Raw genomic sequence first — 16,317 nt, forward strand, 5'->3', positions numbered from 1 at the left:
GAATTCTAGAATACAAGAGGGTCAATTTTACTATATTTATGACTTTTCATTGACTATAAGCTTGTGATAGACACTGTACTCTTTCCATTTTCCGGACTGACCGTTAAAATGTTCTCCATTCTATCTTTAAGTTCTTCAACATGTGAAATAATACCAATTGTTTTGCCTGACGTTTGGAGGTCTATTAATGTTGTTATCGCAACCTCTAAAGTTTCCTGGTCTAAAGTACCAAAGCCCTCATCAATGAGCATAGTATCCAGTTGTATACCACCAGACTCTTGTTGGAGCGCTTCGTTTAGAGCAAGTGCCAAGACAAGCGATGCTTGGAAGGTTTCTCCACCAGAAAGTGTGTTTATATTACGTTCTTGGTTATTGTAATAATCGAATACTTCAATATCTAGGCCACTATAACGATTCGTCCGCTTCGTACTTCTTTGTAATTTATAACGATGATTGGTCATCTTCAGTAAACGAATATTGGCAATATCTAGAATACGATCTAGGTAATAAATTAAGACATAACGCTCTAATGACACCTTCTGGCCTTTTTTTCCTTGAATTGCTTCTGTCAGTTCTACTAATTTCATATAGAACTCAAAAGATTGACGATGTTCATTGATTAAGTCAGACAGTTTCACTTTAATATCTTCGTTTTGCTGACGCTTGGTCCTGACTTCTGCATAAAATTCTCTTGCCCGACTTAAGGAATCATCCGCTTCTTTTAAGGCGGCCTGATCTCCTTCAATATTGATAGAATCCTTACTTGTCAGTACGCTTTCAACTTCTTTGATGTAGGCTTGTAAGGTCATTTTCTGATCGTCATACTGCTTGACCTCTCGCCTTTTATCTTCAATATTTGGATTATGAACAAGGTCGTATAATTCCTCTTCTTCGTTAAAATCACTTGAGGTTAGGAAATTATTAATAGTGGTGGAGAGTTTATCTTGTTCGATTTGGTACTTCACTTTTTCTTTTTCATTTGATTCAATCTTAGACTTAGCTAATTTTAAACTTGAAGAAAGCTGGTTGACCTCATCCTTCACCTCAGCGTAATTTTTCTGATAGGCATTTAGCGTTTCATACTCACTATCCATATGATTTTTAAAGGATTCATAGTCTTCAAAATCTGTGACTTCAGTGAATTCAGCTTTCTTATTTTGTTCGTTTTTTAAGTCAGCTTCTTTTTGAGAAAGAGATTTTGTCAATTGATCTTCCTCTTCTTTTAAGCCGGCAACTTCTTGACTTAAGGCTTCTTTCTCCTTAAGTTTCTCTTCAATCGTTTCCACTTGATTGACTAGCTTCTCTTTGTCAGCACTTAATTTATCTCTTTCTTCTTTAAACACACTCGAATCATGGTATTCACTTGAATTTAATAATTCTTCAATGACATCGAGACGATTAACGAATGACTGATTCTCTTTTTCTATCGCCTTTAAGCGTTCGCTGAGTGCATTAAACTCTTCCTTATGCTGCTGAGTGAACTCACCGTGCTCAGGCAATTCGATGACGGTCTGCTCACAGACTGGGCAAGTCAATCCAACTTCTAAGTGACTAACCAGGTGATTGATGACAGACAAGGTGTCTTCATCATAATTTTCAAGCTTTGCTGAAAAACTTGCGAGCTCATTTTTACGCTCCTCAATTTCCTTATTATTATCACTTAGTTTGGCCTCAATATCTTGACTCTCTTTAACCAAGGCTTCAGATTTTTCAGCCTGTCTCACCTTATCCTCTATAGCTTCAAGTTTATGACCATTGTCAGTCAACAAACTCTTAGATTCAAAAAAGTCAGCTTCTTTATAGCTAATCTGTTCTATCACATCATTTTTCTTACTAATTTTCTCTTGATGAATTTTAATCTCTTCGTATCTTGACTGAACATCTTTAGTCAACCGCTCTATAACATCGTTTAGGTTTCGGTAGGTATCAGTTAAAAACCTTTCATGCTTATAATAGACCTTTTCTCTATCATTAATTTCAGGTCTTTCTCGTTCTATACTTTCAAGCGTCTCAGTCTTAGTATTCAATGTATCCGTAATATTCGCTTGAATACTAACCGCTTCATTCAATGCTTCCTTATTTTCACTTATCGCTGTCTCAAGCTCTTTTTTTCTTAATAGTTCATATTTGATTTTAGACGTCTCATCAAACTGTTTAACTGTCTGACGATTTTTTTCGATAAAGTCCGACTGTTCAACTAAAGTAGTCAATTGTCCTTTATAATTGTTTAGATGGTCAATTTGTTCATTATGTTTAATTTTTTCTTGCAGACGTCTTGATAGCTCATCTGCCTCTTCTTTTCTTTTAGTACCGAGTGTTCTTAATTCTTCGAGTTTTTTATCGTATGAATAGATGACCCCGTCGACATAGTCCACAACCATATCGTAATTCGGAAATTCAGTGACCTCATCAATATCAATTTCTTCAGTGTTTATATATTTAATCAGCTCAGAAATTCGAGTATCAAGGTGGGCTGCTGCACTCGAGCGTTCCTTTAACTCATCTCTAAGATTATTCTCAAAATCTAAGAAGCGTTCTGTTTGAAAGAGTGTTCTTAATATGTCTTGTTTTTCCTGACTTGTTGAGACCAGTAGTTCCTTAAATTCACCTTGAGGTAAAATTAAGATTTTTCTAAACTGAGCTTTTGTTAATTTTACAATATCTTCGATTGCATCCCTCACATCAGTTAAGGATGATGCGATGATTTGCCCTTGGTCATCATATAAGACAGCCTTCGGTGGTGTGGCTGATTTGTTACCTGGTTTTTGATACTTAAGGACACGCTCTACTGTATAGGCGCGGTCTTTAACTTCAAATTTCAGACTTACTTCACACGGCGCATCGTCTGGTGCGAATTGGCTTCTTAGAGATTCCTCATCCCGACCTGTCGTTGATGCTGAACCATAGAGGGCCGTAACAATCGCATCAAAGATCATCGTTTTACCAGAACCTGTTCGTCCGCTGATTAAAAACAACCTATCGTTTAGACTATGAAAATCGACAACTTCTTTTTCAAAAGGGCCGAAATATTTCATTGATAATTTACTCAGTTTCATTGTCTTCACCTGCAAAGTGTTGATCGAACATGTCCTTATCAAAGTCAGTCATTGTTCGATCTAATGTGTGTTCTATAAATGATTCATAAATTTCAATATCAGAAGTTGTTGAAATATCCACCGTTTCAAGGTCACTTGCCACGTCTTCAATTAATGGTTTTAACTCTAAAGTGTTCGGATATAGTAGCTTAATTTTACTCATCGGCTCATTGACATAAGACATATTGGATAGCTCAAACTTAAAATAGGCTTGGTCATCGTCGAAAGTCACTTTTTGCTTGATTAAATCCTCATAATCTCCACTGTACACCTTCACTTCATGTAGCGGTTTTATGGGTACGAAGGTCACTTCTTTTTTCTTAGTGTCAATAATTCTATAGCCCTTCGGCTGATTCGCTTCAGAAAATGAGTACTTCAGTAAAGACCCACTATAAAATGCAGTCCCATGATCCACTGCAAAAGGATGGTGTAAGTGACCGAGTAAGGTGTAGTCAAAATCACTAAAGACATCCGAACTCACTGCCTCACTTAGACCCATAGATAAAGGTCTCTCAGAGTCACTTTCTATACTTCCATTTAGATATAAATGGCCAACTAAAACATTTGTCTGTTCTTTATTCATATGTTTATTAATTTCTTTTACGATATTTTCATATGCATCTTGATGAGTTTGGATCGTATCATCATTAAAATACGCACGTGCTTCTAGCACTTCAACATGCGGTACAAGATAAAAATCAACATCGTCAATTGTCACAGGCTCAGCAACGTTGGAAAGGTCTGTATTTATATAAAAATCAGTTGCTTTAAACCACTCACTACCGTAATTGATTCTTTCACGGCTGTCATGATTTCCTGATATAACGATAAGATTTTTGCCGAGTTCTATATTTATTTTATATAGCGTATCGTTAGCTAGCTTTAAAGCACTTTGTGAAGGGTTTACACGATCAAATATATCACCAGCAACGACAACAGTATCAATTTGATTGTCTTCGATTGCTACTTGTAGTTGGTCTAATATATAACGCTGGTCATCTATTAAATCTAAACCATTCATTTTTCTACCGATATGCCAGTCCCCAGTATGTAATATTCGCATGATGGTCACCTCTTACAGTCATTATACATATTTATATGTTTAAACGATATGAAGATATATAAAAAACCACACTCAATATATTATTGAGTGTGGCGTCGTTTATTTGAGACTTTGAATCGTAATAATTAAATCATCCAATTTGTTTTCCACTCTGTGGAGTAAAAAGAATGTAATGACCGCAGGGAAGCCCAAATCACTGACGAATGGTAACCAATCCATTATTTAAGGACTGTTGTTGCAGTGTTTACAATTTTAGCTGAATATAGAGAAACTGGAATGCCTTGATTTGGACGTAGGATATCTTCATCAATAATCTTTTGTGCCTCAGCTTCAACCTCTGCAGCCGTAATACCTTCTTTAGGGTTATTAATCGTTAATGTAAAACGTTTGTCTTCGTTAGTGGTAAATACTAATACTAATTTTTCAGTCATTTTAATTTCTCCTTTTTATTTTTTAGACTACATGTGTGATAACTTTTTCAATGTTGTAATAAGATTCTCCTGTTAAACTTTCATAGACTGCAGCTAAGGCATTCAAATTCGCATCTGTACCATCAGTGTTCAGGTTGTTCAAACTTCTTGATTTTGTCACATCTTTACCCGACTCATCTGTGACAAAATGAAACATTTTAAGGCTCATGTTCTTTATCATGTCTTCACCTCCCTTCACTCTATATATCGTCACAAATTATTAAATGGACAAAAAGATTTTAAAGACGGTATAATGTGAGATAAGTGAGAGGTGAAGAAGATGTCATTTGATGTTTTTATGATTCTAATCGCAATCTGGACCTTTATCATGTTGGGTTTAATGACCATTGGTGGATTTTTCATGTTCCGAAAGTTTCTTCGCAGAATGCCAAAAGGTGACGGATACTCAGAATTAGATTGGCAGGACTATTATATTGAACAGGCGCTTCCCTTATGGAATGAAGATGCTAAAGCCTTGTTGAATGAATTAGTCAGTCCAGTTCCAGAGCTCTTTAGAGATGTCGCTAAAGAAAGAATTGCGGGTAGGATTTCTAAGATTGCACTAGATGAGAAAGTTAAAACAATAGAACTCGATCAGATCATGAAGGGTTATATTATTGCAACACCTAAAAAAGACCATAAGTTCATGAAGAAAAAATTAAAGCAACTTGATATAGATTACACACCGTACTTAGATCTCTTTGAATATGCAGATGATGAGAAACAGAAGTTCTCTATATTCGAACAGACAGAAAAAATTAACAGCAGACCCTCATAGGGCCTGCTGTTTTTTGAATTTCATTAATTTCATTAACATGGATAACCGCCACAATAGAATCATTACAAAGGCAAGTAAGAAAAACATGCCGCCCATTTCTCCTGGTGTCGTGGACAGTGAAAATATATATTTTAAAGCAATTCTTAGAATTAATAATGACATTAAAATAATTGGAAAAGCTTTTGTCGTTCTCACATATAGATCATCAGCCTTAACTTCATACTTCGTCGTCCATATAATAACAATAGAAAATAAGAGACCGATTAAAACTGACTCAAAGATATGAAGTGGTGATAATCTAAAGTATGGGAAGACAAACATTAATGCACCAGTTGACATTGCAACAGGTGGAATCAGTATCTTCTTCATTGTCAATGGCGTCTTACTTGCCTTTTGGCGAATGACAATGACTAAGATACCCATCACGACTGCACCTAACGATGCAATCATGAACAATGTATCTTCAATTGATTTTAAAAATTCTAGCATCTTAGAATCCTTGGAATTCTCCAAAGAATGGCTGTAACCAAATGATAATTTGAGTTAGACCATCAAAATATAACAAGATTCCCATTAAGATCATGATGACGCCACCAATTTTCATAATCTTACCAGAATACTTGAGCATCCATCTCGTCTTAGATACAAAGAAACTTAAGACAAAGAATGGAATACCAAAACCAACACAATAAACGAGCATTAACATCAAAGCATTGTTAGGCTCAGTTGCACTCATGGCGAATATTGCACCAATAATTGGACCATTACATGGTGTCCAACCTGCACCAAAAGCCATACCAATTAATATAGACCCGATAAATCCTGACGGTCTATTTTTAAATTCCACCTTGTGGTTTTTCATTAGGAAATCAAACTTTAAGACGCCGGTAATCACTAGACCGAAAACGACGATAAGTATTGCGCCAATTTGTCTAATGAGATTTCCGTACTCAACTAAGTATCCACCTAAAAATGATGTTCCAAATCCTAAGGCAATATAGATTAAGCTAAATCCTATTAAGAAAAACAATGTATGTAAAATGGCTCTTCCATTGAATTGCTGTTTCTCAACCTCGTTATAGCTCATTCCGGTAATATACGACACAAATGCAGGAAATACCGGCAGTACACAAGGGGACACAAAGCTTAGCACACCAGCACCAAAGGCGAGGAAGAATGTTACTTCTGAACCCATTAAAAATACCCCCATTCAGAAATATTATATCAAATCTAAAGGGGGTGATGAATGCTTATTCGAGCTTATTTATGACAAATTATTGTTGACTGTTTTGTAATTGATACATTTTAAAGTAAATACCATTTAATTTCACCAGTTCATCATGGTTGCCTCTTTCAACTATTTCCCCCTTGTTTAAAACAAGTATCTCATCAGCATCTTGAATTGTAGAAAGTCGGTGGGCAATCGCCAAGGTCGTTCGTCCCGTGCGCATCTTTTGAAGAGATGTTTGTATGACGGTTTCTGTCGTTGAGTCAATGTTCGCTGTTGCTTCATCCAATATTAATATTTTTGGTTCCTTAGCCATGGTACGTGCAAAGGCCAGTAATTGACGTTCCCCACTAGAAAAGTCAGTACCTTTCTCCGTGACCTTTTCATCATAGCGGTTCGGTAGCTTATTAATGAAACTATCAGCATTAACAAAATCTGCTGCCCATTGAACTTTATCTATAGTCATTTGACTATCATACAATTCTATATTTGAACGTACTGTCCCGTAAAAGATAAAGGGATCTTGTAAGACGAGACCGATGTTATTCTTCATGTCTTGTTTGTCGAATGATTTAATCGATGTGCCATCAATTGAAATTTCACCTTGATTAAATTCATAAAAGCGCATGATTAAATTAATAATCGAACTTTTACCAGAGCCCGTATGACCGACGAGTGCAGTTGTCGTCCCTTTTGGAACGGTGAAAGTTATATCTTTTAACACATCATTCTTACCATCATAAGAGAATGTCACATTTTTAAACTCGACCACGCCATCAGTAATTTGTCCTGTTCCCTCATTATTTTGAGCGGGTTCTAGTCTGTCATCATCCATTAAGGTAAATACCCTACTCGCTGCAACAAGTGCCTGCTGGAAAATATTTAAACTCATACTCACCTGATTAATCGGTTCAAAAAAGCGTTCCATATACTGAATAAAGGCGAATATTACACCAGCTGTAACAGATGTTTCAAAACTTAGAAAACCAAAATAAGTCAAAATGACAATGATTGATAGAATATAAATCATATCGATGGCTGGTCTTAATAGAAGCCCATCGAGCTTTATGTTTTGCATATTATATTTATAGTGAGATTCATTGATTGCTTCAAACTCCTGTTGTAAACGTGCTTCCTGATTAAATACTTGAATGATCATCATACCTTCTATTGATTCTGCAATCTTCGCATTCATATCACTTAAAAGTGCTCTAGCATGCGAGAAATATTTAGCAGAATATTTTCTATAGACGAGTAAAATCAAGATGATTAATGGCATAAAAATTAGTGCAATAAATGCGAGCTTTAAATCTAATATAAACATCATCACAAAAGATGAAACGACCATAAACAATGCCATTAGGAATGTTCCAAGTACATTGGTAAACATATCAACGATGGCCTGGGTATCGTTGGTTAATCTAGAAACCACACTACCTGACGGCACTTTATCGAAATACTTCATACCAAGGTTACCGACCTTTTCAAACGTATCAATTCTCAGTTGTTGTATAACTTTTAAGGCCAGTTTTTGCAAATAGTAGATTTGAGCGTAGGTTGTGACGATTGCAATGAGGTTTACCATAATAAAGGCAATAATCAGCCACATTATATCCGCTTCAGGAAAATATGATAATGTTAAATAATTATCAATAAAAATCATGACCAAATAAGGGGTCATTACACCCATGACTGTGGATGTCACGAGCATTAATACACAAAGTGCGATTAATCCTTTAAATGGAAGTGTATACTTTAGTAGTCTTAACAAGACTCTCAGCTGATCTTTGAGTGTTAATGTAAGGATTTCAGTTTGTGCTTCCATTAATCTCTCCCCCCTTCTAGAGAGTCATTTAGCGCATCATTTAAACTTTCTTTTAATGACTGGGCACGGAAGGTTTCTTGATACCAACCATTGTTCTGCATCAGAGCTTCATGATTGCCGCGTTCAGCAATGTGTCCATCCTCCATGACTAATATTAAATCTGCATCTCTGACTGCACTCATCCGGTGGGCAGTAATAATATTTGTCTTATCACTTCTTACCTTCTTAATATTAGCTAAAATCGCTTTTTCAGTTTCCGCATCGACTGCAGATAAGGAATCATCAAGGATTAAAATATCAGGTGATTGAATCAGTGCTCTCGCAATTGAAATTCTTTGTTTCTGACCTCCCGACAAGGACACACCACGTTCACCAACGATGGTTTCGTAACCGTTGTGAAAATCCATAATATCATTGTGAATATATGCTAAATCTGCTGCCTTATGGATCGTCTTATCGTTTAATGTTGGATCAGTAAAGGCAATATTATTTCTTATGGTTGTTGAGAATAAGAAATTATCTTGTGGTACATAACCAAACTTCTCTCTTAAGCTAGAAATCTCAATATCTTTAATATTGACACCACCTATAGAAATAAGACTATCTGAGTCGGTATCATATTCTCTTAGTAAAAGTCTGATAATCGCACTCTTTCCAGACCCCGTTCTACCGACTATCCCTAAAGTTTGACCCGGCTTTAATGTGAAGGATATATCCGTTAAAGCACTGTCATCAGACCCATCGAACTTAAATTGATCAATATCAAATACGATGTCGCCCTTAGGTAGCTGACGCGTAGTAAAATTCGTTCCTATGCCACTTTTTGTTTGAAGCACCTCTTCGATTCTGTCGTAAGAAGCTTTTCCACGTTCCATTAGATTAAAGAACCAACCGAGTGCTAAAAGCGGCCAAATCATCATACCTAAGTAAGTTGTAAAAGTGACTAATTGACCGAGACTAATTTCTTCATTGATTACCATCCTCGCCCCGAAAAATATGGATAGAAAATAAGAAATTGCAATAATTAAAGTAATCGTTGGATCAAATAATGCATCTACTTTCGCAACTTTTAAGTTTTTATTTACCACATCTTCAGATAAGTCTTCAAAGTCTTTCAAATCATCTTTTTCATATCCGAATGTTTTAATCACTTTGACACCCGCGACAGATTCCTGACTTTTATCGTTCAGTGAAGAAAAAGCAGCTTGTGCCACTCTGAATAAACGGCTTAATACTGAACCATAGTAACTCGTTAGTATGACCATAAAGGGAAGTGGAATCAAAGCAATTAAGGTCAATTTAGGACTCACTGTCACTGCCATTGTGACTAAGACTGCAGTGCCCATAATAATTGAGTCCGCTATGGTTAATATGCCTTGACCTGCGGTCATTTGAACAGCATTAATATCATTTGTTGCATGTGCCATTAAGTCACCCGTACGTCTTTTACCAAAAAATGTCGGAGACATATCAGAATACTTTTTGAATAAGGTCTTTCTTAACAATTTTCCCAGTCTATTTGCCGCACCAAAAATCATGACCCGCCAGAAAAATCTAAATATGTATGCCAGTATTGCAACTAACAGCAATATACCGGAGAACATGAACAATGTATTTACTGTGAGCGTCTCCATTGTAATATCATCTATAAAGCGCCCGATAATCTGAGGTGGTACCAGTTCTAATAAAGCGACTAAAATCAGCATCAATAAGCCTATCAAATAACTTTTATTCTCACTTGAAAAAAACCACCATAAATCCTTGAATACTCTCATGAAAACCATCCCCTTTTTAACCCCAATATCACTTCAAATTTTACCATATATTTCGGATTATGAAATAATACTTGAGATGGATATTCTGTATTTTGCCAACCTTATTAAAGTGGACCTTCGTCAAGGTCACTAAATCAGAATACGTGCCGTCGTTTCTCTATCCAAGCACAGCTAATGCTTGAAACAAAAAATCCCACCTGGTAATCACCAAGTGGGAAAAACTTTAATATGAAATGCTTGCACCTGGTCCAAATGGAATACCAAATAGATACCAAACAACAAACAAGATAATCCAAGCAATTAAGAAAATAATTGAATATGGAAGCATGAGCGACACAACTGTACCAATACCGTTGTTCTTACCATATCGTTGTGCGAAAGCGACAATTAATGGGAAGAACGGCATGAGTGGTGAAACAACATTCGTAGTTGAGTCTCCAATTCTATATGCGGCTTGACTCACTTCCGGAGCGATACCAAGCTGCATAAACATCGGCACAAAAATCGGCGCCATAATTGCCCATTTAGCAGAGTCTGCAGCGATTACGATGTCAATAATTGCAGAGACCAAGATAAATGTAACAAGCACAGGAATCACACCAATATCCATGCTTTCTAAAAGTTGTGCACCATTAACAGCAATAACTGTACCTAAATTCGAATAAGTAAAGAGTGCAACAAACTGTGCGGCAAAAAATATCAAGACAATAAAGCCTGCCATAGTCGAAATAGATGAATCCATTAGCTGTACTGCGTCTTTATCGTTTCTAATCGTCTTATTAATAAAACCGTAAACCAAACCTGGTATTAAGAATACTAACATCATAATGAAAATGATGCTTGATATGAACGGTGAACCGATTATGCCGCCGTCATCACCCCGTAAAGGTGAATTAGGGAAGGCAACAAGTGCAAGTATTCCGATTATAGTTAACACTGCAGCTACATTCGCCCATCTTAATGCTGTAGTTTCTCTACTTGTAAGATTATCATCTGGGCTATTTTGATCTTTATCAAAATTATAAGCACCTAATCTTGGTTCAATTACTTTATCTGTAATAATTGTACCTAAAATTACAACTAAGAAAGTCGATGCAAACATAAAATACCAGTTATCAGTCGCTTCAACAATATATGAAGTATCTAAAATTGCTGCCGCTTCTGTTGTAATTCCTGCTAAAAGCGGATCATTTGTACCGATGAGTAAGTTTGCTGAATAGCCGCCTGCAACACCTGCAAAGGCTGCTGCAAGTCCTGCTAATGGATGACGTCTAAACCCTAGGAAGATGATTGCTCCAAGTGGCACTAAAACAACATAACCTACACTTGCTGCAACGTTGGACATTACACCCATAAAAACAACAATTGGTGTGATAAATTTCTTAGGTGCTTTCGTTACAACATTAGTCATTAAGGCACTTATGTAACCACTTTTCTCAGCTACTCCAACACCTAACATAGCCACAAGTACAGGACCTAAAGCGACGAAAGTCGTAAAGTTCTCAACAACACTAGTAAAAATATAGCGAATGCCATCAGTGGTTAGTAGACTAACGACTTCAACATTAAGTTTCTCTTGATTTCCAGTTTCAGGATTTACACCTGTATACGATACAGTGACTCCAAATAGATAAGCAATATGAGAAATAATAATTACGAGTAATGTAAAAATTAAAAATATAGTAACAGGATGTGGTAACTTATTTCCCCCATATTCAATCCAATCTAAAATAGAGCGTTTTTCTTTAAGTGAATTATTCATAGAAAGCTCCTCATTATTAGAATACTAAATATTATACACAGGGTACTTACTTTTCGCTACTAAGTAATACTATGTTAATTGTTGAAAACGTTTTCTAGAGTTAAATAGGTATACTATTCTCAATAACAAAAACTCTCGACGACCTGTTCGGTTATCGAGAGTCTTGTTACACTTTTTAATTAAATGATACATTATCAAAGTGAATTCGACCTGTCGGATCAATCTCCACCCCACTCACTTCTGTGCTATTATAACCAACAGCAAATTGAGCATGGAAAAGATATGATGCTGGAACTTCTTCGACTAAGATTTCTTCGACTTCAGTATAAACTTCTTGGCGGGCAGCTTCATCGACTTCAGCACGGCCAGCGTCTAATAATTCATCGACCTCATCGTTTGCATAGAATGAACGGTTCCCTGCAGCACCAATATTCTTAGAGTGGAACAAGGCATATAGACCATAGTCCGCATCCCCTGTAACAGTCGTCCATCCTAGGATGAACATATCGTGATCACCATTTGCTAAGGTCTCAAGATATGCACCCCACTCAAATTGCTCAACTTGAACATCGATATTGAGCTCTGAAAGTTTGTTTTGGATATAAACAGCTGTATCAATAATTTGCTGATCATCATTTACCCAAAGCGTTGTTGAGAATCCATCTGCCACATCTGTTTCAGCTAGTAGTTCTTTCGCTTTTTCTAAATCAAATTCAACACCTTCAAGGTCTTCATTATAGCCCCATACATCAGGCGCCAATGGTCCTTTCGCTGGAATTCCCATACCATCATACACACCGGCTACGATTTCTTCACGGTCAATAGCGTATGAAATTGCTTGTCTTACTTTTGGATCATTGAAAGGCTCTTTCTCTGTATTAAATCCTAAGTATGACATACGTACTGAATCTTTAATTTCTAAAGCTGTGTCTGATCCATTTTCAACACGGTCTACGTTTGAAGAATCAATATCTGTCGCTATTTGAATACCACCTGTTTCTAATTCTGCAATTCTAGAACCAGTTTCAGGAATGACTCTAAACTCAACAGTTTCAAAGTAACGATCGCCACCTTGGAAGTCGTCAAAGCGCTCAAGTGTTACTGAATCTCCTGCACTACGTGATACAAATTGCATATGGTTAGTACCGTTAGGTTCAGAACCAATTACAGTACCTAAGTGCTCACCTAAGTCATCCTTAATTTCTTCATATGCGTCACTTCCACTATCACGTGCTTCATAATACTCTTCTAAACTCATATCATTTCCAGCCGCATCTAGGGCTGCTTGATAATCACTATCGATTAATTCTTTAGGCATAATTCCCGCAGTACTATGTGCTAAGTGGCTAGCTAATGGTGCAAATGGAATTGTGGTATGTATATTGATTTCATAATCATTGACTACTTCAATTTCATCAATCATTTCATACAAGAATAAAACCGGTGAAGCAAGTGCTTCATCCCTCACTCTGTCAAAAGTAGCAACTACATCTTCAGCAGTAAAGTCTTCACCACCATGGAAAGTTGTCTCTTCACGTAATTTGAAATTCCATGTTGTTTCATCGACTTGTTCAAATTCTGTTGCGAGCCCTGGTTGTAATTCCATATTCACATCTTGATTTAATAATCTTTCATAGATATTTGTTCTTACCTGACTTGATGCAGAGTCGTTAGAACCATGTAAATCTAGCGATACAACATCCGCCAATGTCCCTACAGTTAAATCACCCGTGTTTCCACCTTCAGCCCCTTCTTCACCGCTTGCTGCTTCATCTACATTTTCATCACTCGAACATGCTGATAAAATAAACAAGAAAGCGATTACAAAAAACGCCAAAAACTTTTGCTTATTCATTGCTGTTTTCCCCCTTTTGCTTGATAATCTATTATATGCATGTTTATTACCAATTTTCAATATATTTGTAAAATTCACAGAAGTAAATATAATAGAATGAAAGAAGCCCTGAAATCCATACGGATTTCAGGGCTTCTTTTACTCATGAGCCTACTCACTCATTTTAATTTACTTTTTTGTGCCTTTTTTTGCTTGTTCAGATGATTTATTCATCATGCTCAACATCTGATTAATTTTCTTCTGAGATGGTTTTTGTCCCATTTGCATCATCATGATTCTGAGCATGTCTTCATTAATAGGAGGGTTCTTCTCCAAATAATCCATCATGTATTTTCTAGAGATCCAAAATCCTAATGCAAAACCACCAATGAGGGCTACAATTACAATTAGTATCCATATCCAAGTCGCCAAAATGCTCACCTCTTTCCCGTGTAAACCACTATTTAGTTTACAATATCAAACATCTAAATTCAATGTTTATTTGTCACGGATAATGCGAGCTAAGTTATCGACTGTGAATCCGTAACGTTCTACAACTTCACCGCCAGGTGCACTCGCACCAAAAGTATCAATCGTCAGTAGTTTTCCTTTGATACCAACAAATCTATGCCAACCATGACTTGCAGCCATTTCAACTGCTGTACGATTTTCAATATTTGTATTTAGAACTGACTCAATATAAGCTTCGTCTTGTTGTAAGAATGCTTGAACATTAGGTATAGATGCTACTTTAATATTCATGCCTTCTTCTTTAAGTTGTTTCGCTGTATTAACAGCTAAGGCCACTTCACTACCAGTCGCAAAGACAATCCCATCATCTCCACCATCATAGACGAGATAGCCACCTTTTTGAACACCTTCAGATACAGCTTCACTTGATACATCTAACACTTCGATATCTTGACGTGTTAACACCAATGCTGTCGGTGTATCTTCTGATTCCAATGCAACTTTCCATGCTTCACGTGTTTCATTGCCATCAGCTGGACGAATCACGTTTAAGTTTGGAATTGCACGTAAGCCTGCCAACTGTTCGATAGGTTCATGGGTTGGTCCATCTTCCCCTACAGCAATTGAATCATGTGTTAATACATAAGTTACAGGTAATTTCATTAAGGCACTTAAACGTACCGCTGGTTTTAAGTAATCAGAAAATACGAAAAATGTACCGCCGTATGGATAAACGCCACCATGCGCAGCCATACCATTTAAGGCAGCCGCCATTGCAAACTCTCTCACACCAAACCAAACATTACGCCCAGCGTAATTGTCTTTTGAGTAGTCTGTTGCATCCTTAACATTTGTTTTGTTACTACCTGCTAAGTCCGCTGCACCACCGAAGAAAGTTGGGATTGATTTAGACAATGCTTGAATCATATCTCCAGAATTACCACGTGTTGCCTTTTTACTTCCTGCTTCATAAGTTGGTAGTTCATCACTGTAGCCTTCTGGAAGCTTACGGTGAATTGCATCCATAAATTGTTGATGAAGATCACTATTTTCATTCTTAAAGTTATCCACTAATGAATTCCATGCGTCTTCTTTTTCCTGACCTCGAGCAGCTAACGTCTCCTTGAAACGTTCGTAAACACTGTCATCAGCGACAAATGTTTGTGTGTGATCTAGGCCGTATGCTTCAAATGCACCACGACGCTCATCTTCACCAAGTGGCGCCCCGTGTGAATCTGACTTACCAGACTTCGTCGGTGCCCCGTAGCCAATGACAGTTTTCACTTCAATTAATGAAGGTTGATTTGTTGTTTTAGCATGTTCAATAGCACGGTCAATTTCATCTAAATCGTTACCATCATTGACTCGGATATAGTCCCAGTTGTAAGCTTTGAAACGCTCAGCTACGTTCTCTGAGAAACTCTTGTCTAAATCACCATCTAAGGAAATATCATTAGAATCATAAAGGACGATTAATTTACCTAAACCTAGGTGACCAGCTAGAGAAGCAGCCTCATGAGAGATCCCTTCCATTAAATCACCATCAGATGCAAGTACATATGTATAGTGATCAACAAGTCCATTATTATCCTCAGAATTAAATGTTGCAGCTAAATGAGTTTCTGCCATCGCCATACCGACACTCATTGCAAAACCTTGACCAAGTGGGCCAGTCGTTACCTCGACACCCTCTGTATGTTTAAATTCAGGGTGTCCTGGTGTTTTAGATTCATACTGTCTGAATTCTTTTAAGTCATCCATTTCTAGAATACCCGATAAGTGTAATAAGCTGTAAATCAACATTGAACCATGACCAGCACTTAAAACAAAGCGGTCTCTGTTGAACCAATTTACATTTTTAGGGTTGAAGTTTAAGTGCTTCTGCCATAACACATAAGCCATTGGTGCCGCACCCATAGGTAAACCGGGGTGACCTGAATTTGCCTTCTCAATTGCATCAATGCTTAAAGATCTAATGGTATTAATTGCGAGTAAATCCGTCTTATCAAATGACAT

General features: G+C 36.9%; 14 protein-coding genes. 1 reads left to right on the top strand and 13 read right to left on the bottom strand.

Translation table 11 applies throughout. The features are described from left to right. Window positions 1-53: 53 nt before the first annotated feature. The 5 genes from JEM45_RS02930 to JEM45_RS02950 form a co-directional block, all read right to left on the bottom strand. Window positions 54-3,056 (bottom strand): AAA family ATPase, encoded by a 3,003-nt coding sequence (locus JEM45_RS02930; RefSeq protein ID WP_198687729.1) that lies wholly within the window; start codon window positions 3,054-3,056, stop codon window positions 54-56. Then, window positions 3,043-4,158, bottom strand: coding sequence for an exonuclease SbcCD subunit D (locus tag JEM45_RS02935; protein ID WP_198687730.1), 1,116 nt, complete (start codon window positions 4,156-4,158; stop codon window positions 3,043-3,045). The genes JEM45_RS02930 and JEM45_RS02935 overlap by 14 nt, the downstream gene beginning before the upstream one ends. A gap of 99 nt (window positions 4,159-4,257) precedes the next feature. Then, window positions 4,258-4,377: a YvrJ family protein gene (locus JEM45_RS02940; protein WP_084145719.1), complete on the bottom strand. Its 120-nt coding sequence runs from the start codon at window positions 4,375-4,377 to the stop codon at window positions 4,258-4,260. Next, complete coding sequence (locus JEM45_RS02945) at window positions 4,377-4,589, bottom strand: DUF2922 domain-containing protein (RefSeq protein WP_026866519.1); 213 nt, start codon at window positions 4,587-4,589, stop codon at window positions 4,377-4,379. Before JEM45_RS02945 ends, JEM45_RS02940 begins: the two co-directional genes overlap by 1 nt. A 22-nt stretch (window positions 4,590-4,611) precedes the next feature. Beyond that, complete coding sequence (locus JEM45_RS02950) at window positions 4,612-4,809, bottom strand: DUF1659 domain-containing protein (protein WP_035856043.1); 198 nt, start codon at window positions 4,807-4,809, stop codon at window positions 4,612-4,614. Window positions 4,810-4,908: 99 nt separating this feature from the next. Here JEM45_RS02950 and JEM45_RS02955 point away from each other — a divergent pair, with 99 nt between their 5' ends. Then, the gene (locus tag JEM45_RS02955; protein ID WP_026866520.1) at window positions 4,909-5,406 is read left to right on the top strand and encodes a DUF2621 family protein; all 498 of its coding nucleotides are present in this window, start codon (window positions 4,909-4,911) and stop codon (window positions 5,404-5,406) included. On the opposite strand, the gene JEM45_RS02960 is transcribed toward JEM45_RS02955, so the two are convergent. The 8 genes from JEM45_RS02960 to tkt form a co-directional block, all read right to left on the bottom strand. Beyond that, complete coding sequence (locus JEM45_RS02960; protein WP_051220474.1) at window positions 5,401-5,895, bottom strand: CcdC family protein; 495 nt, start codon at window positions 5,893-5,895, stop codon at window positions 5,401-5,403. The two genes, JEM45_RS02955 and JEM45_RS02960, sit on opposite strands and share 6 nt — an antisense overlap. A 1-nt stretch (window position 5,896) precedes the next feature. Next, window positions 5,897-6,601 (bottom strand): cytochrome c biogenesis CcdA family protein, encoded by a 705-nt coding sequence (locus tag JEM45_RS02965; protein WP_026866522.1) that lies wholly within the window; start codon window positions 6,599-6,601, stop codon window positions 5,897-5,899. 79 nt (window positions 6,602-6,680) lie between these two features. Continuing rightward, window positions 6,681-8,459, bottom strand: coding sequence for an ABC transporter ATP-binding protein (locus JEM45_RS02970; RefSeq protein ID WP_198687731.1), 1,779 nt, complete (start codon window positions 8,457-8,459; stop codon window positions 6,681-6,683). After that, a complete protein-coding gene (locus tag JEM45_RS02975; RefSeq protein ID WP_198687732.1) occupies window positions 8,459-10,234 on the bottom strand; it encodes an ABC transporter ATP-binding protein in 1,776 nt (591 codons plus the stop codon). The genes JEM45_RS02970 and JEM45_RS02975 overlap by 1 nt, the downstream gene beginning before the upstream one ends. A gap of 223 nt (window positions 10,235-10,457) precedes the next feature. Continuing rightward, window positions 10,458-11,996, bottom strand: coding sequence for an AbgT family transporter (locus JEM45_RS02980; RefSeq protein ID WP_198687733.1), 1,539 nt, complete (start codon window positions 11,994-11,996; stop codon window positions 10,458-10,460). Between the two features lie 175 nt (window positions 11,997-12,171). After that, window positions 12,172-13,851, bottom strand: coding sequence for a glutathione ABC transporter substrate-binding protein (locus JEM45_RS02985; RefSeq protein ID WP_198687734.1), 1,680 nt, complete (start codon window positions 13,849-13,851; stop codon window positions 12,172-12,174). Between the two features lie 168 nt (window positions 13,852-14,019). Beyond that, window positions 14,020-14,262 carry a YneF family protein gene (locus JEM45_RS02990; protein WP_026866527.1) on the bottom strand — a complete coding sequence of 81 codons (243 nt, stop codon included), beginning with the start codon at window positions 14,260-14,262 and terminating at the stop codon, window positions 14,020-14,022. A gap of 66 nt (window positions 14,263-14,328) precedes the next feature. Further along, window positions 14,329-16,317, bottom strand: a complete 1,989-nt coding sequence (gene tkt, locus JEM45_RS02995) for a transketolase (RefSeq protein ID WP_198687735.1) — start codon at window positions 16,315-16,317, stop codon at window positions 14,329-14,331.

This window comes from Jeotgalicoccus sp. ATCC 8456 (assembly GCF_016313225.1).
GTDB lineage: Bacteria > Bacillota > Bacilli > Staphylococcales > Salinicoccaceae > Jeotgalicoccus > Jeotgalicoccus marinus.